Origin of the sequence: Micromonospora hortensis, from assembly GCF_022230935.1 — a bacterium.
Lineage (GTDB): Bacteria > Actinomycetota > Actinomycetes > Mycobacteriales > Micromonosporaceae > Micromonospora > Micromonospora hortensis.
The window spans coordinates 18528-37165 of sequence record NZ_JAKKFE010000022.1 but is presented as its reverse complement, the minus strand read 5'-3'; the positions used below and the strand labels follow the sequence as shown (position 1 = coordinate 37165).

Sequence of the window (18638 nt, the reverse complement as noted above, 5' to 3'; positions counted from 1 at the left end):
CCCGACTGCGGGGCTCGCAAGGCCGGCTCACTCCTCGCGCTCACTGGGCCACCCCCGCGACGGTGAACAGCGCTCGGGCGCGGGCGGCGGCCAGGTCGGCGTCGGGCAGCAGCCCGGCCGCGTCGGCAAGGGTGAGCAGGGTGGCCAGGTGCGCCGGAGACCGACCGGACTGCGCGCCACCGACCATCGTGAAATGGTCCTGGTGCCCGGCCAACCAGGCCAGGAACACGATCCCCGTCTTGTAGTGCCAGGTCGGCGCCGCGAACAGGTGCCGGGCCAGTGGCACTGTGGGCCCGAAGAGCTCGTCGTACGCCGTCAGGTCCCCCCGGTCCAGGGCGGCCAGCGCGGCGGCGGCGGCCGGCGCGATGGCCGCGAACACCCCGAGCAGCGCGTCGGAGTGACCCACCTCGTCACCGCGGATCAGCTCCGGGTAGTGGAAGTCGTCGCCGGTGTAGAGGCGTACCCCGGCCGGCAGGCGGCGGCGCAACGCGACCTCCCGGTCGGCGTCCAGCAGCGACACCTTGATTCCATCCACACTGGACTCGTGTGCCTTGATCAGCTCGATCACCGTGTCAGTGGCCAGGTCCAGTTCGACAGCACCCCAGTAGCCGGTCAACGCCGGGTCGAACATCGGGCCCAGCCAGTGCAGCACCACCGGTTCGTCGGCGGCGCCCAGCAGCTCGTCGTACACCCGCAGGTAGTCGTCCGGACCGCGTGCGGCGGCGGCCAGGTGCCGGCTGCACATCAGCACCGGTCGGGCGCCGGCGGCGCGGACGTCGTCGAGCTGCTCGGCGTACGCGGCGGTGACCGCCGCCAGTGTGGCCGGGCCGACCGGCAGCTGGTCGGTGTTGACCCCGGCGACGATCCGCCCGCCGACCGCGCGGGCCTCGGCGGCGCTGCGCCGGATCAGCTCCCGGGTGGCCGGATAGTCCAGCCCCATCCCCCGTTGGGCGGTGTCCATCGCCTCGGCGACCCCCAGCCCGTACGACCAGAGATGCCGCCGGAAGGCGAGGGTGGTGTCCCAGTCCACCGCCGCCGGGGCGCCCGGCACGTTCTCCGCGCCCGGATCGGCGACCACGTGAGCGGCGGCGTACGCGATCCGGCTGGTCGCCGGCGCGTCCGGTCGGGTGAAGCCGCTCCCCCCGGCGAGCCGATGCCGCCGTCCACCGGGCAGCACGACCTCGGCGCTCATGAGCGCAGCTCCGGCACCTCGATGCGACCACCTTCGCGGGCGGAGCGCAGCCCCAGCTCGGCGAGCTGCACGCCGCGCGCGCCGGCCAGGAAGTCCCACCGGAACGGCTCGCCGGCCACCACGTGCCGCAGGTACGCCTCCCACTGCACCTTGAAGCCGTTGTCGAACTCCTCGTTGTCGGGCACGTCGGCCCACTGGGCGCGGAAGTCCTCGGTGGCCGGCAGGTCCGGGTTCCACACCGGCTTCGGAGTGACCGCCCGGTGCTGAACCCGGCAGTTGCGCAGGCCGGCGATCGCGCTGCCCTCCGTGCCGTCGACCTGGAACTCCACCAGCTCGTCGCGGTACACCCGCACGGCCCAGGAGGAGTTGATCTGCGCGATCACCCCGCCGTCGAGTTCGAAGGTGGCGTACGCGGCGTCGTCGGCGGTGGCCGCGTACGCCTGACCGGCCTCGTCGACCCGTTCGGGCACGTGGGTGGCGGTCACGCAGGAGACGGCGGTGACCCGGCCGAACAGCTCCTCCAGCACGTAGTGCCAGTGCGGGAACATGTCGACCACGATGCCGCCGCCGTCCTCGGCCCGGTAGTTCCACGACGGCCGCTGAGCCGGCTGCCAGTCGCCTTCGAAGACCCAGTAGCCGAACTCGCCGCGCACCGAGAGGATCCGGCCGAAGAAGCCGCCGTCGATGAGGCGCTTGAGCTTGCGCAGGCCGGGCAGGAAGAGCTTGTCCTGCACGACACCGGTGCGGACACCGGCCGCGTCCGCCGCCCGGGCCAGGTCGAGAGCCGCCGCGGTGTCCTCGGCCAACGGCTTCTCCGTGTAGATGTGCTTGCCGGCCTCGATGGCCTGCCGGATCGCCTTCTCCCGTTGCTGGGTGACCTGCGCGTCGAAGTAGATCTCGACATCGTCGCGGGCCAGCGCCGAGGTCAGGTCGGTGGTCCAGTCGGTCAGCCCGTGCCGTTCGGCGAGTTCCCGGAGCTTCGTCTCGTTGCGCCCGACCAGGACCGGTTCCGGCCAGACGGTGGTGCCGTCGGCCAACGCCACACCGCCGGATTCGCGGATGGCCAGCAGCGACCGGACGAGGTGCTGCCGGTAGCCCATCCGTCCGGTCACGCCGTTGACGATGATGCCGATCGACCTGCGGGTCATGGTGTTCCTTCCGTCGTGCTGGTCGTGCCGATCCGCGCTCAGTGGTTGGCGGCCGCGCTGCCGAGCAACCCACGCAGGTCGGTGGCGAGCCGGTCGAAGCGGGGATCCGACATCACCTGCGCGTAGTCGCGGTGCGCCGGCAGCTCGACCGGGAAGGTGCGGATGATCCGGCCGGGCCGGGGACTCATCACCACGACCCGGGTGCCGAGGAAGACCGCCTCGGCGATGGAGTGGGTGACCAGCACCACAGTGGTTCCGGTCTCCCGCCAGATCCGGTGCAGTTCGGCGTTCATCTGCTCGCGGGTCAGTGCGTCCAGGGCGCCGAACGGTTCGTCCATCAACAGCACCGGCGGGGAGTGCAGCAGCGCGCGGCAGAGCGCCACCCGCTGCTGCATGCCGCCGGACAGCTCGTGTGGCAACGCCTTCTCGAAGCCGGTCAGGCCGGTCATCTCGATCAGCTCGTCGGCGCGGCGGGCCGCCTGCGCCCGGTCCATGCCGCGCATCTCGGCCTGGAGCAGGATGTTGGCCCGGGCACCGCGCCACTCCAGCAACGCGGCCTTCTGGAAGACGAAGCCGATCTCCTTCTGCGGGCCGCGCACCGGGCGTTCCAGCAGAGACACGTCACCGCTGGTCGGCTTGACCAAGCCCGCGACGATCTTCAGGAGCGTGGACTTGCCGCAGCCGGACGGGCCGACGATAGTGACGAACTCGCCCGGTTCGATGTCCAGCGACACGTCGTCCAACGCTGTGGTCTGCGACCGTCGGGTGGTGAACCGGACGGTCAGCCCGGACATCCCGATGGCGGTGCCGGTGGCTGCCGGCGCGGCGGTCACCGGGTCACCCCTGCGCCGCGTACGAGGAGTCCCAGTACGCGCTGGGCGCTCCCGGGTCCTTCAGCTCGGCGTAGCGGGACATCAGGTCGATGGTCTCGGTCCACTGGGCCTCGGTGTTCACCCCGGGCGGGCCGTCCGCGCCGATCAGTGGCATGTTGAGCGTGAGCTGCTTGGTGAGCACCTCGGGCGCCGGCTCGTTCTCGGCCAGAGCCGTCATCGCGCTCACCGCGCCGGCCGGGTCCCGGGCGGCGTCGGCCCAGGACTTCTGGGTGGCCCGGACGAACTTGCGGACCAGCTCCGGGTCCTTCTGCAGGGTCTGGGTGTTGGCGATCAGGCCGGTGCCGAGCAGGTTCATCCCGTAGTCGGCGAAGAGCAGCACGTCGACCTTCTTGCCGGTCTTGCTCTCGATGGTCGGCGCCTGGTCGTGGAAGAAGCCCATGATGGCGTCGACCTTGCCCTCGGCCAGGGCGGCGATCTTGCCGGCGGCGTCGACGTTGACCACCTTGACGTCGTCCTTCTTGAGCCCGTTCTTCTCCAGCCAGGCCGGGAAGGTCGCGTAGAGGGCGTCGCCGGGGGTGCCGCCGACGGTCTTGCCCTTGAGGTCTGCCGGGGTCTTGATGTTCTCCTCGGTGAAGAACTCCACCGAGGACGGACCCTTCTCCAGGTACGCGCCGAGGCTGCGTACCGGCATGCCGCTGGCCACCGACTTCAGCAGCACCGGGCTGTCCGCCCACCCGAAATCGGTCTGCTTCTGGGCGACCTGCTTGACGGTGTTGCCCGAGCCGTTGCCGGGCAGGATCTTCAGGTCGATGCCCTCGGCGGAGTAGTAACCCTTCTGCAGGCCGTAGTAGAAGGGCGCGTGCTCGCCGTAGGGCACCCAGTTGAGGGTGAGGGTGACCTGCTTGCTGCCGTCGGCGTTGGTGCTGCCGCCGGGGTCGTCCCCACCGCAGCCGGTGGCGGCGAGGAGCAGGGCGGCGGTGGCCAGGATGGTGGTGGCGGTGCGTTTCATCGGTGCCTCCGTGATGGGGTCGGTCAGGAGGTGGTGAGGGACACGCCGGCCCGTCGGCTGGCGTGCCACGGAATGAGCAGTGCCTCGGCGATCTCGACCAGGACGAACAGGACGATGCCGATGGCCGACATGAGGATCAGGTCGGCGAACAGCAGTGGGGCGTCGAGGTTGCCGTTGGCCAGCAACAGGACGTAGCCGAGCCCCTCGCTGGCGCCGACGAACTCGCCGACCACGGCACCGACAACGGCGAGGGTGACGGCCACCTTCAGGCCGGCCATCAGGTGCGGCAACGCGTTCGGGAAGCGGATCTTGCGGAAGGTGCGCCACGGCCCGGCGCCCATCGTTGCGGCGAGGTCGAGCAGTTCCGGGTCGGTGGAGCGCAGTCCGGCCACGCCGGAGATGACCACCGGGAAGAACGCGATGAGCACCGCCAGGATGATCTTCGGGGTGAGGCCGAGGCCGAACCAGACCACCAGCAGCGGCGCGATGGCGATCTTCGGGATGACCTGTGCGAACAGGACGATCGGGTAGAGCGCCTTGTCCAGGGTGCGGGAGTAGGCGATGGCGACCGCCGTGGCCAGGCCCAACGCGGCGGCCAGCACGAAGCCGAGCACCGTCTCGTAGAGGGTCACCAGTGTGTGCCGGGCCAGCTCGGACCACTGGGTGGTCATCGTCTCCCACACCTGGCCGGGGGTGGGCACCAGGTAGTTCGGGACGTACTCGCGGGCCGCCACGAACCACCAGGCGGCGAAGAAGACCGCGAGCACCAACGCCGGGCGCCAGAGCGAGTCGGCGAAGGTCACGGCCCGGCGACCGAGCGTGGGCCGGGGTGGACGCCCGCCGCCGGGTGGCGTCGTCACGACAGTGGACGAAGCCCTTCCGTCGAGGCCGTCCGCACCGCCGCTGCCGGGCCCGGCAGCGGCTGCTCGCGCACCACTGGCCTGGTCGGCGGCGGCCTGCCGGCCCGCCGTGTCCAAAGAGTTCTCGGTCACGCGGAACCTCCTCGGGGCCCGGCACGACGCCCATGGACCGGGCCGGTCGGCGGATCAGGCAAACGCTTTCCTGGAGCGTAGGCGGCCCCCTCACGCCGGGCAAGGCCTTTCCTCGATCTGTTTCCACCGATGCCTGGGGACCACAGCGGCCGTCCCGAAGGGACGCTCAGCCGGCCGCCGGGTAGGTGTCGAGAAGGCCACACATACCCAGCCGGCCCCGCTCGACCGGCTCGTTGACCGCGAACACCCCGGCGTCGCCCAGGTGGCCGGGATCCCCCCGCTCCAGGGCGTCGAGCTGCGCGGCGGTGTCGGCGGCGGCACGACCCGCGCCGGCCTCCCACCGCTGCCGCCACCGCGCCAGCAGCGGCTGGCGCAGGGCGACCGCGGCGGCGTGGAACGCGGCCAGCGCCGCCGGCCCACCGGAGCGCAGCGCCTGAAAGCCGGTCACCGCCAGATCACGACGGCGGTACGCCGCAAGCACGTCCGCGCCCGGCGCTCCCCCGTCGGGCAACGCCGCCGCCTCGGCGTACGCGGCCGGGTCGGCCAGCACCTCGGGTGGGAAGGTCAACACCGCGTCGCCGGCCTCGGGCAGGCCGCTGTTCTGCATCAGCACCACGATGCTGAGCCCGCCACCGTTTACCAGTCGGTGCACGGTGCCCGGCTCGAACCAGACCACCACCCCCGGCCGCAGCGGCGTCTCCCGGTAGCCGGCAGTGGTCACTGTCTGCACCGCGCCCTCGCCACCGGTCACCACGTACCCCTCGGTGCAGCACAGGTGCACGTGCGGGGTGCCGCCGACCAGGCCGTCCGGGGCCACCGTGTCGTAGACGCGCAGCCGGGACACCCCGACCCCGCCGGGCAGCGGCGCCGACCGATCACGCATCGAAGTACTCGTCGGCGTCGTCCGCGGCCGGCAAGGACACCAGCAGCACTGTGAGGTCGCCGATGGCCCGGTGCCGGCAGCCCGGCTTGATCAGGAACGCGGACATCGGCCGAGCCGGGTGACGGACCCCGTCCAGCTCGATCTCGCCCTCACCGGCGAGCACGACGTAGTACTCGGTGGCGATCCGGTGGTGGTGCGTCACCGCGTCCTGCACCTGGAGCAGATGCACGCTGGCCTGGCCCTCGCTCTCGGCGATGAAACCCCGGCGGGTGGTCCCACACGAGCAGCGTCGGGCGGGAAGGTCGTCAAGTTGAAGTACCGCGAAGCGATCGGACACGGCCGGGCCTCCCTGCGGGAAAGGGCTTTCTCTGCGGTACGGTGACGCTAGCCGGCACGACGAAACGCCGTCAACAGATCGAGGGGGCGGGCCATGGCGACCCTGTCCGATGTGGCCCGCCGAGCGGGCGTCTCGCCCGCCACCGCCTCCCGCGTCATCAACGGCAGCAGCAAGCCGGTCACCGACGAGCTGCGCGAACGCGTGCTCGCCGCCGTCGCCGAGTTGCAGTACGTGCCGAACGCGCACGCCCAACTGCTGGCCCGCTCGCACCGCAGCGCTGTCGGCGTGATCGTGCACGACGTCTCCGACCCATACTTCGCCGAGATCACCCGAGGGCTGCAACGGGTCGCCACCGACCAGGGCCGGCTGCTGATGATCTGCAACAGCTACCGGGACCCGGACCGCGAGTTGGAGTACGTGGAGCTGCTGCGCGGCCACCAGGTGGCGGCGCTGATCCTGGCCGGCTCGGGCTACCACGACGAGGCGTTCACCCGACAACTCAACGAGAAGCTCGCCGCGTACGAGGCAACCGGCGGGAGGGTGGCGGTGATCGGCCGGCACGAGCACTCCGGCGACGCGGTGATGCCGGACAACCGGACCGGCGGCTACCTCGCCGGGCGGGAGCTGTGCGGTCTGGGGCACCGGGCGATCGGCGTGGTCGCCGGCCCACGCATCCTGACGACCACCACCGACCGGCTCGCCGGCCTCCGGCAGGCCCTCACCGAGCAGGGCCGCGAGCTGCCCGAACGGCGCATCCGGTACGCGGAGTTCGACCGCGACGGCGGCGCCGAGGCCACCGCCCGACTGCTCGACGCCGACCCGGAGCTGACCGCGATCGTGGCGCTCAACGACTCGATGGCCATCGGCGCGCTCGCCACCCTGCGCGCGCGTGGGTTGGCCGTGCCGCAGCAGATCTCGGTGCTGGGTTTCGACGACATGCCGATCGCCCGGGACGTGACCCCGGCGCTGACCACCGTGCGACTGCCCCTTGTCGACATGGGTGTGCGGGCGATGTCCCTGGTGCTCGGCGTCGGCGCCCCGACGCCCCGGGTCGAGGTGCTCCCCGCCGAACTGGTCCGCCGCGACACCGCCGGTCCCGTCCCACTGTCCACCCGCGCCACAGCGGGTTCCGCGCCACGCGCGCGGCGAGGTGACGCCACGTCGTGACCGGTGCCAGCCCGACCCAGCGCCGCCTCACGCGCGCCGATGTCGCGTACCTGGTCGGTGCGTCATTCGGGCCACACACCCGGGTCCGGGACGCCGGTCCGCTGGCCGGCGGCGGGTACGCCACGGTCTGGTGGGCGCTGCTCGACGACGACAGTCGGGTGGTGCTGAAACTGGCTCCGCCGGCCGGAACGCCGCTTCTACGCTACGAGCGCGGGCTGTGCGCTGCCGAGGAGCGGTACTTTCGGCTCGTCGCGCAGCGGGCGCCGCAGGTGCCCGTCCCCCCGGTGCTCTGGCGCGGCGCCGACCCGGCGTACGGCGAGTGGTTGGTCACCGCGATGCTGCCCGGCCGGTCGCTGTCCGACCTGGCCGAGGCCGGTGTCGCGGTCCACGACGGCCCGGCGCGCTACGACCTCGGGGTGGCTCTCGCCGCGTTGCACCGGGTGACCGGTGAACGGTTCGGGTACGACGACGATCGGGCCGGCGGGCCGACCTGGCGGGCGGCGTTCACGGCGATGTTCGACGCGCTCCTGGCCGACGCGGCCGACTGGGGCGTCCGACTGCCGGTGACCCCGGAGCACCTGCGTGCGCTGGTGGGGCGGCACGCCGACGTGCTCGACGAGGTGCGCCGCCCGGTGCTGCTGCACTTCGACTGCTGGGACGGCAACGTGCTGGCGGCGCCCGACGCGGACGGCCGGTTGCGGTTGCGCGGCCTGGTGGACGGCGAGCGGTTCCTCTACGGCGACCCACTGCTGGACCTGGTCTCGCCGCTGCTCTTCCGACGCGTCGAGGACGAACCGGAGCACCCCCTGCTGCGCGGCTACCAGGCCAACGCCGCCGAACCGTTGGTGCTGAACGCCTCGGCACGCCGCCGGCTCGGCCTCTACCGGTTGCACCTGTACCTGCTGATGACCGTGGAGATGCCCAGCCGCGGGATGACCGTGCGCAGCCATCCCGGGCGGTCCGCCCGGCTGGCGGCACTGCTCGACGAGGAACTCGCCGCGCTCGCCTCGGGCTGACGCCCCGGCGCGGGTGGCGTCCGGCACGTGGTCGGACGCCACCCTTCGGGTCAGGGCAGGTCGATCGGGCGCAGTACCCGGTCCACGGCGTGCGCGATCTGCCGGTTGCCCTTGTTGACGTCGTAGGAGACGACGCGCGCGTCACGGTCGTCGGTGTCGGCGTCGACCAGCCGCACCTGACGGAAGAAGTACAGGTAGGTGCGCACGTCGACCTCGACTGTCGAACCGAGCGCGGTGGTCAGGTCCGTGCCGTCGGCCCGGACCGCCGTCTTGCGATCGATGGTGGCGCCAGGGACCACGTGGTAGAGCAGCACCGACTCGACGGTGTCGATGCCCAGCCCGGCCACGGCGGTGAAGGCGGCACTCTCACTCGGCAGCTTCCGGGCCTGCGTGATCTCGCGGACCAACTGCTGGAACGCGGCGTCGGTGGGGATGAACGCGGTCAGCGCCACGGTGCCGTCGGTGAGCACCTTGACCGGAGAGTTCGGCTTGGCCTCCAACACGGCCAGCACGGCCGCCGTCAGCACGTCGAAGTCACGCGAGTTGCGGTCGAAGCCGCTGCTGTCGCGGGTGAGCACCTGGGCGAGTGACGTCGTGCCGAGCGGCTTGGGCTTGCCGGTGGCCTGAGCGGCCGGTACGGCAACAGCGGTGGTGGCCAGCGCGGTGGCCATGGCACCCACCGCCATCCGGGCGGCGATTCGTGCGATCTTCATCAGCGGGCCTTTCGTCGAAGCGACCGGATCCGTGACGTCTCGTCACGATCCATGCTTCGCACCGGGTAGGCCGCGCAGATGCACCAGCGGATAACGGATTGTCCGGGGCTCCTGCCGGGGCCTAACCTCCCCAGGTGCTGATTCGGGAGTTCGTCGACCGGGACTGGTCCCAGGTGTGGCCGATCATCGAGGAGGTGATCCGGGCACAGGAGACGTTCCCCTACGACCCGGCGATGACCGCCGAGCAGTCGTACGGCATGTGGGTCGAGGCACCGCCGGGGCGGACCGTCGTGGCGGTCGACGGCGAGCGGGTGCTCGGCACCGCGAAGATGGGCACCAACCGGCCCGGGCCGGGCGCGCACGTGTCCACCGCCAGCTTCATGGTCGCCGCCGACGCGCGGGGCCGGGGCGTGGGCACCGCGTTGTGCCGTGACGCCCTCACCTGGGCCCGCCGGCAGGGGTACGCCGGCATGCAGTTCAACGCCGTGGCGGAGAGCAACACCTCTGCGGTGCGGCTGTACCTGCGGGAGGGCTTCGCGGTGATCGGCACCGTGCCGGGCGCGTTCCGTCACCCCACCCTGGGCCGGGTCGGCCTGCACGTGATGTACCAGGAGTTCTGACCGCGTCCGGTCCGCTCACTCAGGAGGCCACAGTGGTGGTCGGCGCCTTTGGAGCTGATGTCACAAACGAATCGGCCGCTGGCCGGGCCGTCCGGATCTTCCCCACCGCCTGGAGCGCCCCCACCGCCTGAATCGTCTACGACATCAGCTCCATAGCGTCTCCACCAACGGTGCCGCCGTCGGCCCCTGCCGGTGGCGCCGCCGTCTCAACCAGCGGTGCCGCCTGCCGGGGCCGGGCGCAGTCCGGGCTGCCCGGCGGCCGGCTCCGCGCCGGCTCGGCGGATCGGGGTGAAGAGGCCGCCGACCGCGACCAGCAGGCATCCCGCGCCCGCCGCGAGCGTCACCGCCGGAGCACCGTAGCGGCCGGCGGCCCAGGTCAGCACGACAGCGCCGGCCGGACCGAGGGCGTAGTGCGTGCTCCAGAACGCCGACGTGACCCGGCCCAGCAGGTGATCGGGGGTGATCTCCTGGCGCAGGGACATCGAACAGATCCCGCCGACGCTGAGACAGCACAGGTACACGGCGGTCAGCGTGGTGACAGCGGGCACTGTGGTGGCGATGCCGACCCCCGCCACGGCGAAACCGCAGATCGCGTGCGCGCCGATCCAGGTGGGGCCGAAGCCGCGACCGCGGCGCAGCGGCGCCACCAGCAGCGCGCCGGCGACAGTACCCAGCGCGGCCAGGCCGAGCACCGTGCCGACGGTGCCCTCGGAGCCGCCGAGGTCGTGCGTGACGTGGTAGATCAACACGTCGACGAAGCCGTAGGTGAGGAAGATGAAGACCGACAACAGGACGGTCAGCGCGCGCAGCACGGGTTGCCGCCACAGGAACCGTGCCCCGGCCAGGAACTCGGCCAGCGGGCGTTGCCGGGCAACTCCCTCGTCAGCCTGGACGGGGCGCAGTCGGATCAGCCACAGGCCGGCCGCCGAGAGCGCGAAGCTCACCGCGTTGACGGCGATGGCGGTGGCCGGGCCGAAGCGGGCCGCCACCACACCGGCGAGCAACGGCCCGAGGACGGCCGCCGCCGCGTACGTCGCCTGCAACCGGCCGTTGGCCTCGGTGATCCGGTCGGAGTCCACGAGGTTGCGGACCGCTGTCACCGCGGCGACCTGGAACAGCATGCCGGCCGCCTCGCAGATGGGCAGCACGACGAAGAGCAGCCAGACCTGCGGGCCGGCGAGCCACGCCAGTGGCACCACTGCGTAGAGCACCAGCCGGGTCAGATCCGCCACGACCATCAGGGTGCGGCGGTCGTACCGGTCGACCAGCACCCCACCGAAGATTCCGGCGACGACGGACGCCGCGCCCGCGACGGCGGTGAGCAGGCCCATCCGCGCCACCGACCCGGTCGCCTGGAGCACCAGCAGCGGCACCGCCAGGTAGGCGAACGAGTCGCCGGCCGCCGAGAGCGACTGGGCGACCCAGTACGTGCCGAAGGTCCGGTCCCGCCAGAGCGGAGCCCGACCAGCGGCGGCGGATCGGCTCATCGCGCCAAGGGTAGTGAACGCACCCCCTCCGACGCTGGCCGTGGGCGTTGCGACACGGTGAGCCGAGACGGTGCTTGAACGCCCGGAAACGGCCGTGGGATCCCCCACGGCCGTTTCCGACAGGCGCGAGACGCTCAGGCCTTGCGCAGCGGAGCGAGCGCCGTGCTCCAGGCCACCACCTGGTCGAGCGTGGCGGTCAGCGAGTCCTGGTGGAACTGATTGGGCTTGAAGACGCTGAAGTTCTCGAAGTCGGTGAAGAGCGACAGGGCGACCTGCGAGCGCACGTCGGCCATCTGGAGCTCACCGGAGATCAGACGCAGGTGTTCCACGGCGCGCGTCCCGCCGACCGAGCCGTAGCTGACGAAGCCGACGGCCTTGTTGTTCCACTCGGCGTAGAGGAAGTCGATGGCGTTCTTCAGGGCGCCCGAGGTCGAGTGGTTGTACTCGGGGGTGACGATGACGAACCCGTCGAACGACGCGATCGTCTCGGCCCACCGCTTGGTGTGCGGCTGGGTGTACTGGCCCATCGAGGGCGGGTACGCCTCGTCGAGGTGCGGCAGCTGGTAGTCGAGCAGGTCGATCAGCTCGTACTCCGCGTCGGAGCGCTGCTTGGCGATATCGAGCACCCAGCGGGCGACGGCCTCGCCGTTACGCCCCGGGCGGGTGCTTCCGAGGATGATCCCGATCCTGGTCATGTGTGGCGCCTTTCAGAGGTCCTTGCCTGACGACCGGAACGCTAACCGCTGCTTGATTGGTCAAGCAAATATGTGGCCTATGGGCGTGATCACACGGAGGGTAAGCACTTGCTCAGTCAAACAAGTATGATAGGAGGATGTCCAACCCCTCCGCAGCGACGCCGCAACCCCTCACCTCAGAAGAGGAATCCCTGGTCCGCGCCCTGGGCCAGGTGATGCACGTCCTGCCCCGCGCGATCGACGCGGACATGGTCGGTGACCGTCAGCTACCGCTCACCGAGTACACCGCGCTGATGAACCTCTCCGAGACACCAGACCGGCGGATGCGCATGAACGAGCTCGCCGCGCTCTGCCACCTCTCCCTCAGCGGCATGACCCGCACAATCATCCGGCTGGAGACGCAGGGCCTGGTCCGGCGGGAACGGTGCGAGGAGGACGCGCGCGGCTGGAACGCCGTCCTCACCGACGCGGGCTACGCCCGCCTACAGGAATCCTGGCCCAGTCACCTGGCCGCCGTACGCCGCCGGTTCCTCCAGCACTTCGAGGGCTTCGACCTCGCCCAGCTGGCCCGCGCGTTCCAGGGGGCCGGCACGGCAGAGCCGACCGACTGAGCCGACGCCGGCCCGGTCGGTCGCTCATCCGGCCTCAGCCGAGCAGCCGGCCCTCGGCCACCAGCGCCCACGCCAACAACCCGAAGGCGCCGGTCGACGCGACGGCGCGGACCACGTTGGCGCGTACCCAGGTGACCTCGAAGCGCGCCCGCAGCGCCGCGAGGTCGGTGGTGTCGTCGAGGTCGCCGGCGCGGGCCAGCACGTTGTTGAGCGGCACGTTGACCACGGCGGTGACGCCGAGCACCACCAGGTACAGCAGCAGCCCGGCGACGATCCACGGCAGCACCGCCCGACGCTCGGCCCCCAGGTGCAGCGCCGCCGCCAGCAGCGTGAACAGCAGCGCGCCGCCGAAGCACACAGCGAACCACAGGTTGAGGATCGACTCGTTGATCCGCCGCATGGCGAGCACCAACGTCCGGTCGTCGGTGCGGGCCAGACCCGGCATGACCGCGTACGCGAAGGCGGCGAACAGCCCGGCGGTCAGGCCGGTGGTCAGTGTGGCGGCGAACAGGCTGGCGGTACTCAGAACTCCCATCCTCCTATTGCACCCGTTGGCGTGCGCGCTGACCAAACGCGATAGCGGTCACCGGGCCGGAGCGTGGGCGGCGAGCGGGTTGGTGAGGGTGCCGACGAACTGGAGCGCCGCCGACGGGTCGGCCAGGTCGATCATCTGCTGGTTGTTGCGCAGCTGCAGCCGGTTGAGGCAGGACAGCGTGAACTCCGGGGCGAACAGGTCGTAGTGGCGGACCCGCTCGGCCAGGTGCGGCACCCGGTCGAAGTAGTCGGCGGCGCAGGCCGCGACAGTGCGCCAGAAGTCGCCCTCGGCGAGCACGCCGGCCTCGACCAGGACCGCGTTGAGGTGCCGCAGGAAGCAGTCCACCACGTCGGTGAAGATGGTCAGCAGCTTGGTGTCGTCGGGCACCTCGACGCGGATCCGCTCCACCGCCGCCGGCAGCTCGACCGTGTCGCTCATCACCGCGATCTCCTCGGCGATGTCCTTGAAGATCACCCGCTGGACGGTGTCCTGCTCGTCGAGGACCAGGATGACGTTCTCGCCGTGCGGCATGAACGCCAGGTCGTGGGCGTAGAAGCTGTGCAGCAGCGGGGTCAGGTAGGCATCCAGGTAGCGACGCAGCCACACCTCGGGCGCCAGGCCGGACCGGGTGATCAGCGCCGCCGCCAGTGAGCCGCCCTCGTCGTCGACGTGCAGCAGCGCGGCCATGGTGGACAGTCGCTGCCCCGGCTCAAGCTCGGGCACCGGGCTCTCCCGCCACAGGGCGGCAAGCATCTTGCGGTACGGGGAGGTGCGCTCGGTGGCCGCCTCGTACTGCCGGTGCCGGTAACCCACAGCGGCCCGTTCCCGGATGACGGTCAGGCCGGTGCCGGTCAGCACCTCGTCGGCGGCGATCAGGTCGGCCAGCCAGTCGTTGATCGCCGGGGTGGCCTCCATGTACGCGGCCGACAACCCCCGCATGAAGCCCATGTTCAGCACCGACAGCGCGGTCTTGACGTAGTGCCGACTCGGCTCGCTGACGTTGAAGAAGGTACGGATGGACTGCTGGGCGAGGTACACGTCCGGCCCGGGGCCGAGGTGCACCAGCCGCCGCTCGGCCAGCTCCCCGGCGAAGGTGACCGCCAGCTTGTTCCACCACTGCCACGGGTGCGCCGGGATCAGGTGGTAGTCGGCGAGGTCCAGCCCGAGATCGGCCATCGTGGCCGCGAACCGGGCCCGGGTCTCGGCGTCCAGCTCGCTCTCGATCAGCGTGTCGTAGTCGAGGTCGGCGGCGCTGCTGAACGTCGAGTGGTCCCGGTGCGCGGCCAGCCACTCCAGCCGCACCGGCGCGGCGGCCTCCGGGGCGTACCGGTGGTACTCGTCGACGCCGAAGCCGAGCCGGCCGTTGTTCGCCACGAAGCACGGGTGGCCCTCGGTCATCGAGGTCTCGATGGTCTGGAAGTCCGCCTCGGCCAGCTCGGCGGCGCTCGGCGCGGCCTGGGCCAGCTTGTACGCCGTACCCGCCAGCGTCGAGGTGATCTCCTCCAGGTAGACCGGGAGCACCCGCGCGGAGAGCCCGAGGGTGTCGCGCAGTTCGACGATGAAGTCCACCGCGTCCGGGGCCAGGGAGGTGCCGTCGCGGTGTCGGGTGATGCTGTCCGCGTCGATCTGCCAGTGCGCCAGGGCGAGCACCCGCGCCGCGAACCGGTAGGTGACGGTGCCGTCGTCGCTGCGGACCTCGTACCACTGCCGGTCGTCGGGGCCGGCCACGGCCTCCGGGGTGAGCAGCCGCTCGTGGGTGAACTCGGCGAGCGCCTTGCGGACCAGCAGTCGGTTGGCCCGGGCCCAGCGCTGCGGGGTGAGGTGCCCGACCGGGTCGCCGGAGGCGTTGTGCGCGGCGGCGACGGGCGGGTGGGTCGGGACGGCGGTGGTGGTCACGCCGGGGCTCCTTCGGTTCGGGTGGCAGCGGCGCGGTCGGCGGCGACGCGGTCGGCGGCGGCCTGGAACTGGGCTCGGGTGCAGACGCTGAGCAGCGCGTCCTTCTCGGGCTTGGCGATCGGGCCGACGACGGTGAAGCCGACGGCGGCGTTCAGCGCGTGCACGGCGGTGTTGCGCACGTCCGGTTCGACGACCACCCGTCGGGTCGTCGGGTCGTCGAAGAGCCACGCCATGACGGTGCCGATCACCGCCCGGGTGAAGCCGTGCACCGGCGCGTCGACCGGCGCGCAGAGGAAGTGCATGCCCACGTCACCGGGCTGGTGGTCGTACAGGCCGACCAGCTCGACGTGGGCCGGGTCGTAGCGCTCCGCCAGGAAGGCGGGACTCCCCCGCCACAGGCCGAGGTACGCGTCGTGGTGCGGGTGCTCGGCGATGCGCCGGTACTCCTCGGTGACCTGGGCCGGGTCGGCGTCCTGCATCATCCAGAACGCCGCCTTCGGGTGGGTCACCCAGGTGTGCAACAGCGCCGCGTCGGCGTCCGGATCGAGCGGCCGCAGCGCGAACTCACCGAGCCCCTCGTCGACGCGGGTGAAGACGCTGGTCACGACGACACCCCGAACTCCTGGAAGGTGATGCTCTTCTCGATCGGGTAGTGCTCCCGGCCGAGCAGCTCGCTGATGATCCAGGAGTTGCGGTAGGCGCCCATGCCCAGGTCCGGTGAGGTGATGCTGTGCGTGTGGGTGCCCGCGTTCTGCAGGAAGATGCCCCGCCCGCTGTGGTCGATGCTGTAGTTGCGGGCCACGTCGAAGCGGCCGTGCGCGTCCCAGCGGATCCGGTCTGACACCGGCGTGAGGAACTCCGGCACCCGGTAGTGGTAGCCGGTGGCCAGCACCAACCCCTCGGTACGCAGGGCGAAGTCGCGTTCCTGCTCCACCTGACGCAACCCCAGCGTGTACTGCCCGTCCTGGTGCTCGGCGCTGACCAGCTCGGTATTGGTGAGCAGGCGGGTGTTCACCGGCCCGTGCACGCTGTGCGCGTAGAGCAGGTCGAAGATGTCGTTGATCAGGTCGGCGTTGATTCCCTTGAACAGGCCCTTCTGCTCGGACTCCAGCCGGTAGCGGGTCGCCTCGGGCAGCGCGTGGAAGTAGTCCACGTAGTCCGGTGAGGTCATCTCCAGCGTCAGCTTGGTGTATTCGAGCGGGAAGAACCGCGGCGACCGGGTCACCCAGTTGAGCTGGTAGCCGTACCGGTCGATGTCACCGAGCAGGTCGTGGTAGATCTCGGCGGCGCTCTGCCCGCTGCCCACCACTGTGATGCTGCGCTTGGCGCGCAGCGCCGACCGGTGCTCCAGGTAGCGGGAGTTGTGCACGGCGTCGCCCGGCAGGTCGGCCACGGCCGGGGGCAGGTGCGGCGGGGTGCCGGTGCCGAGCACCAGATGCCGGGCCCGGTACTCCACGGTCTCCCCCGTGCCCGTGCTGGCCCGCACCACGTACCGCTCGTCGGCGGCGTCGTACTCCACAGTGGTCACGCTCTGACCGAAGCGCAGGTTCGGCAGTTTCGCCGCCGCCCACCGGCAGTACGCGTCGTACTCGCTGCGCAGCGGGTAGAAGCTCTCCCGGATGTAGAACGGGTAGAGCCGGCCGATCTCCTTGAGGTAGTTGAGGAAGGAGTACGGCGACGTCGGGTCGGCGAGGCTCACCAGGTCGGCGATGAACGGGGTCTGCAACCGGGCCGACTCCAGCAGCATGCCGGGGTGCCAGGCGAGGCTCGGCCGGGCCTCCAGGAACACGCCGTCGAGTTCGTCGATCGGCGCGGTGAGGCAGGCGAGACCCAGGTTGTACGGGCCCAACCCGATGGCGATGAAGTCGTGGGTGGACATCGAGGTCTCCAGGCGCGGGTTCGTGGTCACGGCGTCAGCCGACAGGGCAGGTTCATCGGCGTCAGCCGACGGGGCAGATCAGGTCGGCGTCGACGTGGTCGTGCACGTACTGGCCGGCATGGGTGGCGATCAGGTCGAGCACGTACCCGACGTCGTCGACTGTGGTTTCCGGGTTGAGCAGTGTGAACTTCAGGAAGTGCCGGCCGTCCACCCGGGTCCCGGCGACCACGGCGAGACCGGACGCCGCCAGGGCCTCCCGGGCGTGCAGGTTGGCGGCGTCGGCCAACTCCCGGCCCGGGCCGGTGGGCAGGTAGCGGAACACCACTGTGCTCAGTTCCGAGCGGGTCACCACCTCGAAGCGCGGATCCTCGCTGACCAGTCGCCAGGCGTCGGCGGCCCGGTCGACGACCTCGTCGAAGAGCCCGCCGAGCGCGTCCGGGCCCATCACCCGCAGGGTGAGCCAGAGCTTCAGCGCATCGAACCGGCGGGTGGTCTGCATGCTCTTGTCGACCTGGTTGGGGATGCGCTGCTCCACCATCCGGGCCGGGTTGAGGTAGTCGGCGTGGTAGGTGACGTGCCGCAGCGTCCGCCGGTCGCGGACCAGCAGCGCGCTGGAGCTGACCGGTTGGAAGAACGACTTGTGGAAGTCGACGGTCACCGAGTCGGCCCGCTCGATGCCGTCGAGCAGGTGCCGGCGCGTCGGCGAGACGAGCAGACCGCAGCCGTACGCGGCGTCCACGTGCAGCCACACGCCGGCCGCCGCGCAGATCCCGGCCAGGTCCGTCAGCGGGTCGATCGAACCGAAGTCGGTGGTTCCTGCCGTCCCGACGACGGCCATCACCACCAGCCCGGCCTGCCGGCACCGGGCGATCTCCTCACGGACGGCGGCCGGCCGGATCCGTCGCCGGGCGTCGGTGGGTACCGCGATCACCGCGTCCGGGGCGAGGCCGAGCAGTTTGGCCGACTTCTGCACGCTGAAGTGACCGGCGGCGGAGGTGAGCACCCGCAACCGGGGCAGCAGTTCGGCGCGCGCCGACGGGCCGAGGGCGTCGGCGCACGCCTCCTCCCGGGCCAGCAGCAGCGCCTGGAGGTTGGACTGGCTGCCGCCGCTGGTGAAGATGCCGTCGGCGAGGGGGCCGAGGCCGATCCGCTCGGCCGTCCAGTCGACCAGCCGGCGCTCGATGAGGGTTGCCCCGGCGCTCTGGTCCCAGGTGTCCAGTGAGGAGTTCACGGCGGTGAGCACCGCCTCACCGAGCAGTGCCGGGATGGCCACCGGGCAGTTGAGGTGGGCCAGGTAGCGGGGGTGGTGGAACCAGACGGCGTCGCGCAGGTAGACGTTCTCCAGCTCGTCCAGTGCGGCGCCGGCGTCGCCCAACGGACGGTCCAGGTCCACCCGGTCGACCACTGGGGCCAGCTCGGCCGGCGTGATTCCGGTGCCGGGGCGGTCCACAGTGGCCACCCGGCGGGCGACCCGGTCGACGCCGTCGGCGATCGTCCGGCGGTACTGCTCGACCGAGCCGCCGTGCAGCAGCTGGGCCCGCGCGGCGGTTGACGCCGGTGGCGGCGTGGTGGTCTCGACGGGGTACGTCGGCACGGTCACGGAATGTCCTTCCACGTTCTCGACG

19 protein-coding genes are annotated in these 18638 nt (G+C 71.3%); 4 read left to right on the top strand and 15 right to left on the bottom strand.

The window, feature by feature from the left end; translation table 11 throughout:
- Nucleotides 1–40 precede the first annotated feature (40 nt).
- The 7 genes from NIE111_RS16040 to NIE111_RS16010 all read right to left on the bottom strand — a co-directional run bounded on the left by NIE111_RS16040 (nucleotide 41) and on the right by NIE111_RS16010 (nucleotide 6394).
- Entirely contained in the window at nucleotides 41–1192 is a 1152-nt protein-coding gene (locus NIE111_RS16040; protein WP_238685163.1) for a dihydrodipicolinate synthase family protein, read from the bottom strand.
- Nucleotides 1189–2340 (bottom strand): Gfo/Idh/MocA family protein, encoded by a 1152-nt coding sequence (locus NIE111_RS16035; RefSeq protein WP_238685162.1) that lies wholly within the window; start codon nucleotides 2338–2340, stop codon nucleotides 1189–1191. Before NIE111_RS16035 ends, NIE111_RS16040 begins: the two co-directional genes overlap by 4 nt.
- 38 nt (nucleotides 2341–2378) lie before the next feature.
- On the bottom strand, nucleotides 2379–3134 hold the full coding sequence (locus tag NIE111_RS16030) for an ABC transporter ATP-binding protein (protein ID WP_247669117.1): 756 nt from the start codon (nucleotides 3132–3134) through the stop codon (nucleotides 2379–2381).
- Nucleotides 3135–3177: 43 nt separating this feature from the next.
- Complete coding sequence (locus NIE111_RS16025) at nucleotides 3178–4182, bottom strand: ABC transporter substrate-binding protein (RefSeq protein ID WP_210782234.1); 1005 nt, start codon at nucleotides 4180–4182, stop codon at nucleotides 3178–3180.
- A gap of 23 nt (nucleotides 4183–4205) precedes the next feature.
- Complete coding sequence (locus NIE111_RS16020) at nucleotides 4206–5174, bottom strand: ABC transporter permease (RefSeq protein ID WP_238685161.1); 969 nt, start codon at nucleotides 5172–5174, stop codon at nucleotides 4206–4208.
- Nucleotides 5175–5340: 166 nt separating this feature from the next.
- Nucleotides 5341–6057: a cupin domain-containing protein gene (locus NIE111_RS16015; RefSeq protein WP_238685160.1), complete on the bottom strand. Its 717-nt coding sequence runs from the start codon at nucleotides 6055–6057 to the stop codon at nucleotides 5341–5343.
- The gene (locus tag NIE111_RS16010) at nucleotides 6050–6394 is read right to left on the bottom strand and encodes a cupin domain-containing protein (protein ID WP_124856015.1); all 345 of its coding nucleotides are present in this window, start codon (nucleotides 6392–6394) and stop codon (nucleotides 6050–6052) included. The genes NIE111_RS16015 and NIE111_RS16010 overlap by 8 nt, the downstream gene beginning before the upstream one ends.
- Nucleotides 6395–6487: 93 nt before the next feature.
- Here NIE111_RS16010 and NIE111_RS16005 point away from each other — a divergent pair, with 93 nt between their 5' ends.
- On the top strand, nucleotides 6488–7561 hold the full coding sequence (locus tag NIE111_RS16005; protein ID WP_238685159.1) for a LacI family DNA-binding transcriptional regulator: 1074 nt from the start codon (nucleotides 6488–6490) through the stop codon (nucleotides 7559–7561).
- Nucleotides 7558–8577 (top strand): phosphotransferase family protein, encoded by a 1020-nt coding sequence (locus NIE111_RS16000; protein WP_238685158.1) that lies wholly within the window; start codon nucleotides 7558–7560, stop codon nucleotides 8575–8577. Before NIE111_RS16005 ends, NIE111_RS16000 begins: the two co-directional genes overlap by 4 nt.
- Before the next feature lie 50 nt (nucleotides 8578–8627).
- Here NIE111_RS16000 and NIE111_RS15995 read toward each other — a convergent pair whose 3' ends face one another.
- Complete coding sequence (locus NIE111_RS15995; RefSeq protein ID WP_238685157.1) at nucleotides 8628–9290, bottom strand: fasciclin domain-containing protein; 663 nt, start codon at nucleotides 9288–9290, stop codon at nucleotides 8628–8630.
- Nucleotides 9291–9424: 134 nt separating this feature from the next.
- Between NIE111_RS15995 and NIE111_RS15990 the strand changes: the two genes are divergently transcribed.
- Nucleotides 9425–9910: a GNAT family N-acetyltransferase gene (locus tag NIE111_RS15990; RefSeq protein ID WP_238685156.1), complete on the top strand. Its 486-nt coding sequence runs from the start codon at nucleotides 9425–9427 to the stop codon at nucleotides 9908–9910.
- 206 nt (nucleotides 9911–10116) lie between these two features.
- On the opposite strand, the gene NIE111_RS15985 is transcribed toward NIE111_RS15990, so the two are convergent.
- Entirely contained in the window at nucleotides 10117–11397 is a 1281-nt protein-coding gene (locus NIE111_RS15985) for an MFS transporter (protein ID WP_238685155.1), read from the bottom strand.
- A gap of 134 nt (nucleotides 11398–11531) precedes the next feature.
- A complete protein-coding gene (locus NIE111_RS15980; RefSeq protein WP_238685154.1) occupies nucleotides 11532–12092 on the bottom strand; it encodes an NADPH-dependent FMN reductase in 561 nt (186 codons plus the stop codon).
- Nucleotides 12093–12229: 137 nt separating this feature from the next.
- On the opposite strand from NIE111_RS15980, the gene NIE111_RS15975 reads away from it, so the two are divergent.
- On the top strand, nucleotides 12230–12703 hold the full coding sequence (locus NIE111_RS15975; protein ID WP_238685153.1) for a MarR family winged helix-turn-helix transcriptional regulator: 474 nt from the start codon (nucleotides 12230–12232) through the stop codon (nucleotides 12701–12703).
- Nucleotides 12704–12737: 34 nt separating this feature from the next.
- On the opposite strand, the gene NIE111_RS15970 is transcribed toward NIE111_RS15975, so the two are convergent.
- The 5 genes from NIE111_RS15970 to NIE111_RS15950 all read right to left on the bottom strand — a co-directional run bounded on the left by NIE111_RS15970 (nucleotide 12738) and on the right by NIE111_RS15950 (nucleotide 18613).
- Nucleotides 12738–13238 (bottom strand): anthrone oxygenase family protein, encoded by a 501-nt coding sequence (locus NIE111_RS15970; protein ID WP_238685152.1) that lies wholly within the window; start codon nucleotides 13236–13238, stop codon nucleotides 12738–12740.
- A 48-nt stretch (nucleotides 13239–13286) separates the two neighbouring features.
- Nucleotides 13287–15134 (bottom strand): IucA/IucC family protein, encoded by a 1848-nt coding sequence (locus NIE111_RS15965; protein ID WP_238685151.1) that lies wholly within the window; start codon nucleotides 15132–15134, stop codon nucleotides 13287–13289.
- Nucleotides 15131–15739: a GNAT family N-acetyltransferase gene (locus tag NIE111_RS15960; protein ID WP_238685150.1), complete on the bottom strand. Its 609-nt coding sequence runs from the start codon at nucleotides 15737–15739 to the stop codon at nucleotides 15131–15133. The genes NIE111_RS15965 and NIE111_RS15960 overlap by 4 nt, the downstream gene beginning before the upstream one ends.
- Nucleotides 15736–17013, bottom strand: a complete 1278-nt coding sequence (locus tag NIE111_RS15955) for a lysine N(6)-hydroxylase/L-ornithine N(5)-oxygenase family protein (RefSeq protein WP_238685183.1) — start codon at nucleotides 17011–17013, stop codon at nucleotides 15736–15738. Before NIE111_RS15955 ends, NIE111_RS15960 begins: the two co-directional genes overlap by 4 nt.
- A gap of 61 nt (nucleotides 17014–17074) precedes the next feature.
- Entirely contained in the window at nucleotides 17075–18613 is a 1539-nt protein-coding gene (locus tag NIE111_RS15950; RefSeq protein ID WP_238685149.1) for a pyridoxal phosphate-dependent decarboxylase family protein, read from the bottom strand.
- Nucleotides 18614–18638: the final 25 nt, after the last annotated feature.

Bases quoted from the DNA above. Each gene is read 5' to 3' on its own strand.
- NIE111_RS16040 (WP_238685163.1), bottom strand. From the start codon at position 1,192: ATGAGCGCCGAGGTCGTGCTGCCCGGTGGACGGCGGCATCGGCTCGCC.
- NIE111_RS16035 (WP_238685162.1), bottom strand. From the start codon at position 2,340: ATGACCCGCAGGTCGATCGGCATCATCGTCAACGGCGTGACCGGACGG.
- NIE111_RS16030 (WP_247669117.1), bottom strand. From the start codon at position 3,134: ATGTCCGGGCTGACCGTCCGGTTCACCACCCGACGGTCGCAGACCACA.
- NIE111_RS16025 (WP_210782234.1), bottom strand. From the start codon at position 4,182: ATGAAACGCACCGCCACCACCATCCTGGCCACCGCCGCCCTGCTCCTC.
- NIE111_RS16015 (WP_238685160.1), bottom strand. From the start codon at position 6,057: ATGCGTGATCGGTCGGCGCCGCTGCCCGGCGGGGTCGGGGTGTCCCGG.
- NIE111_RS16005 (WP_238685159.1), top strand. From the start codon at position 6,488: ATGGCGACCCTGTCCGATGTGGCCCGCCGAGCGGGCGTCTCGCCCGCC.
- NIE111_RS15995 (WP_238685157.1), bottom strand. From the start codon at position 9,290: ATGAAGATCGCACGAATCGCCGCCCGGATGGCGGTGGGTGCCATGGCC.
- NIE111_RS15985 (WP_238685155.1), bottom strand. From the start codon at position 11,397: ATGAGCCGATCCGCCGCCGCTGGTCGGGCTCCGCTCTGGCGGGACCGG.
- NIE111_RS15980 (WP_238685154.1), bottom strand. From the start codon at position 12,092: ATGACCAGGATCGGGATCATCCTCGGAAGCACCCGCCCGGGGCGTAAC.
- NIE111_RS15975 (WP_238685153.1), top strand. From the start codon at position 12,230: ATGTCCAACCCCTCCGCAGCGACGCCGCAACCCCTCACCTCAGAAGAG.
- NIE111_RS15970 (WP_238685152.1), bottom strand. From the start codon at position 13,238: ATGGGAGTTCTGAGTACCGCCAGCCTGTTCGCCGCCACACTGACCACC.
- NIE111_RS15955 (WP_238685183.1), bottom strand. From the start codon at position 17,013: ATGTCCACCCACGACTTCATCGCCATCGGGTTGGGCCCGTACAACCTG.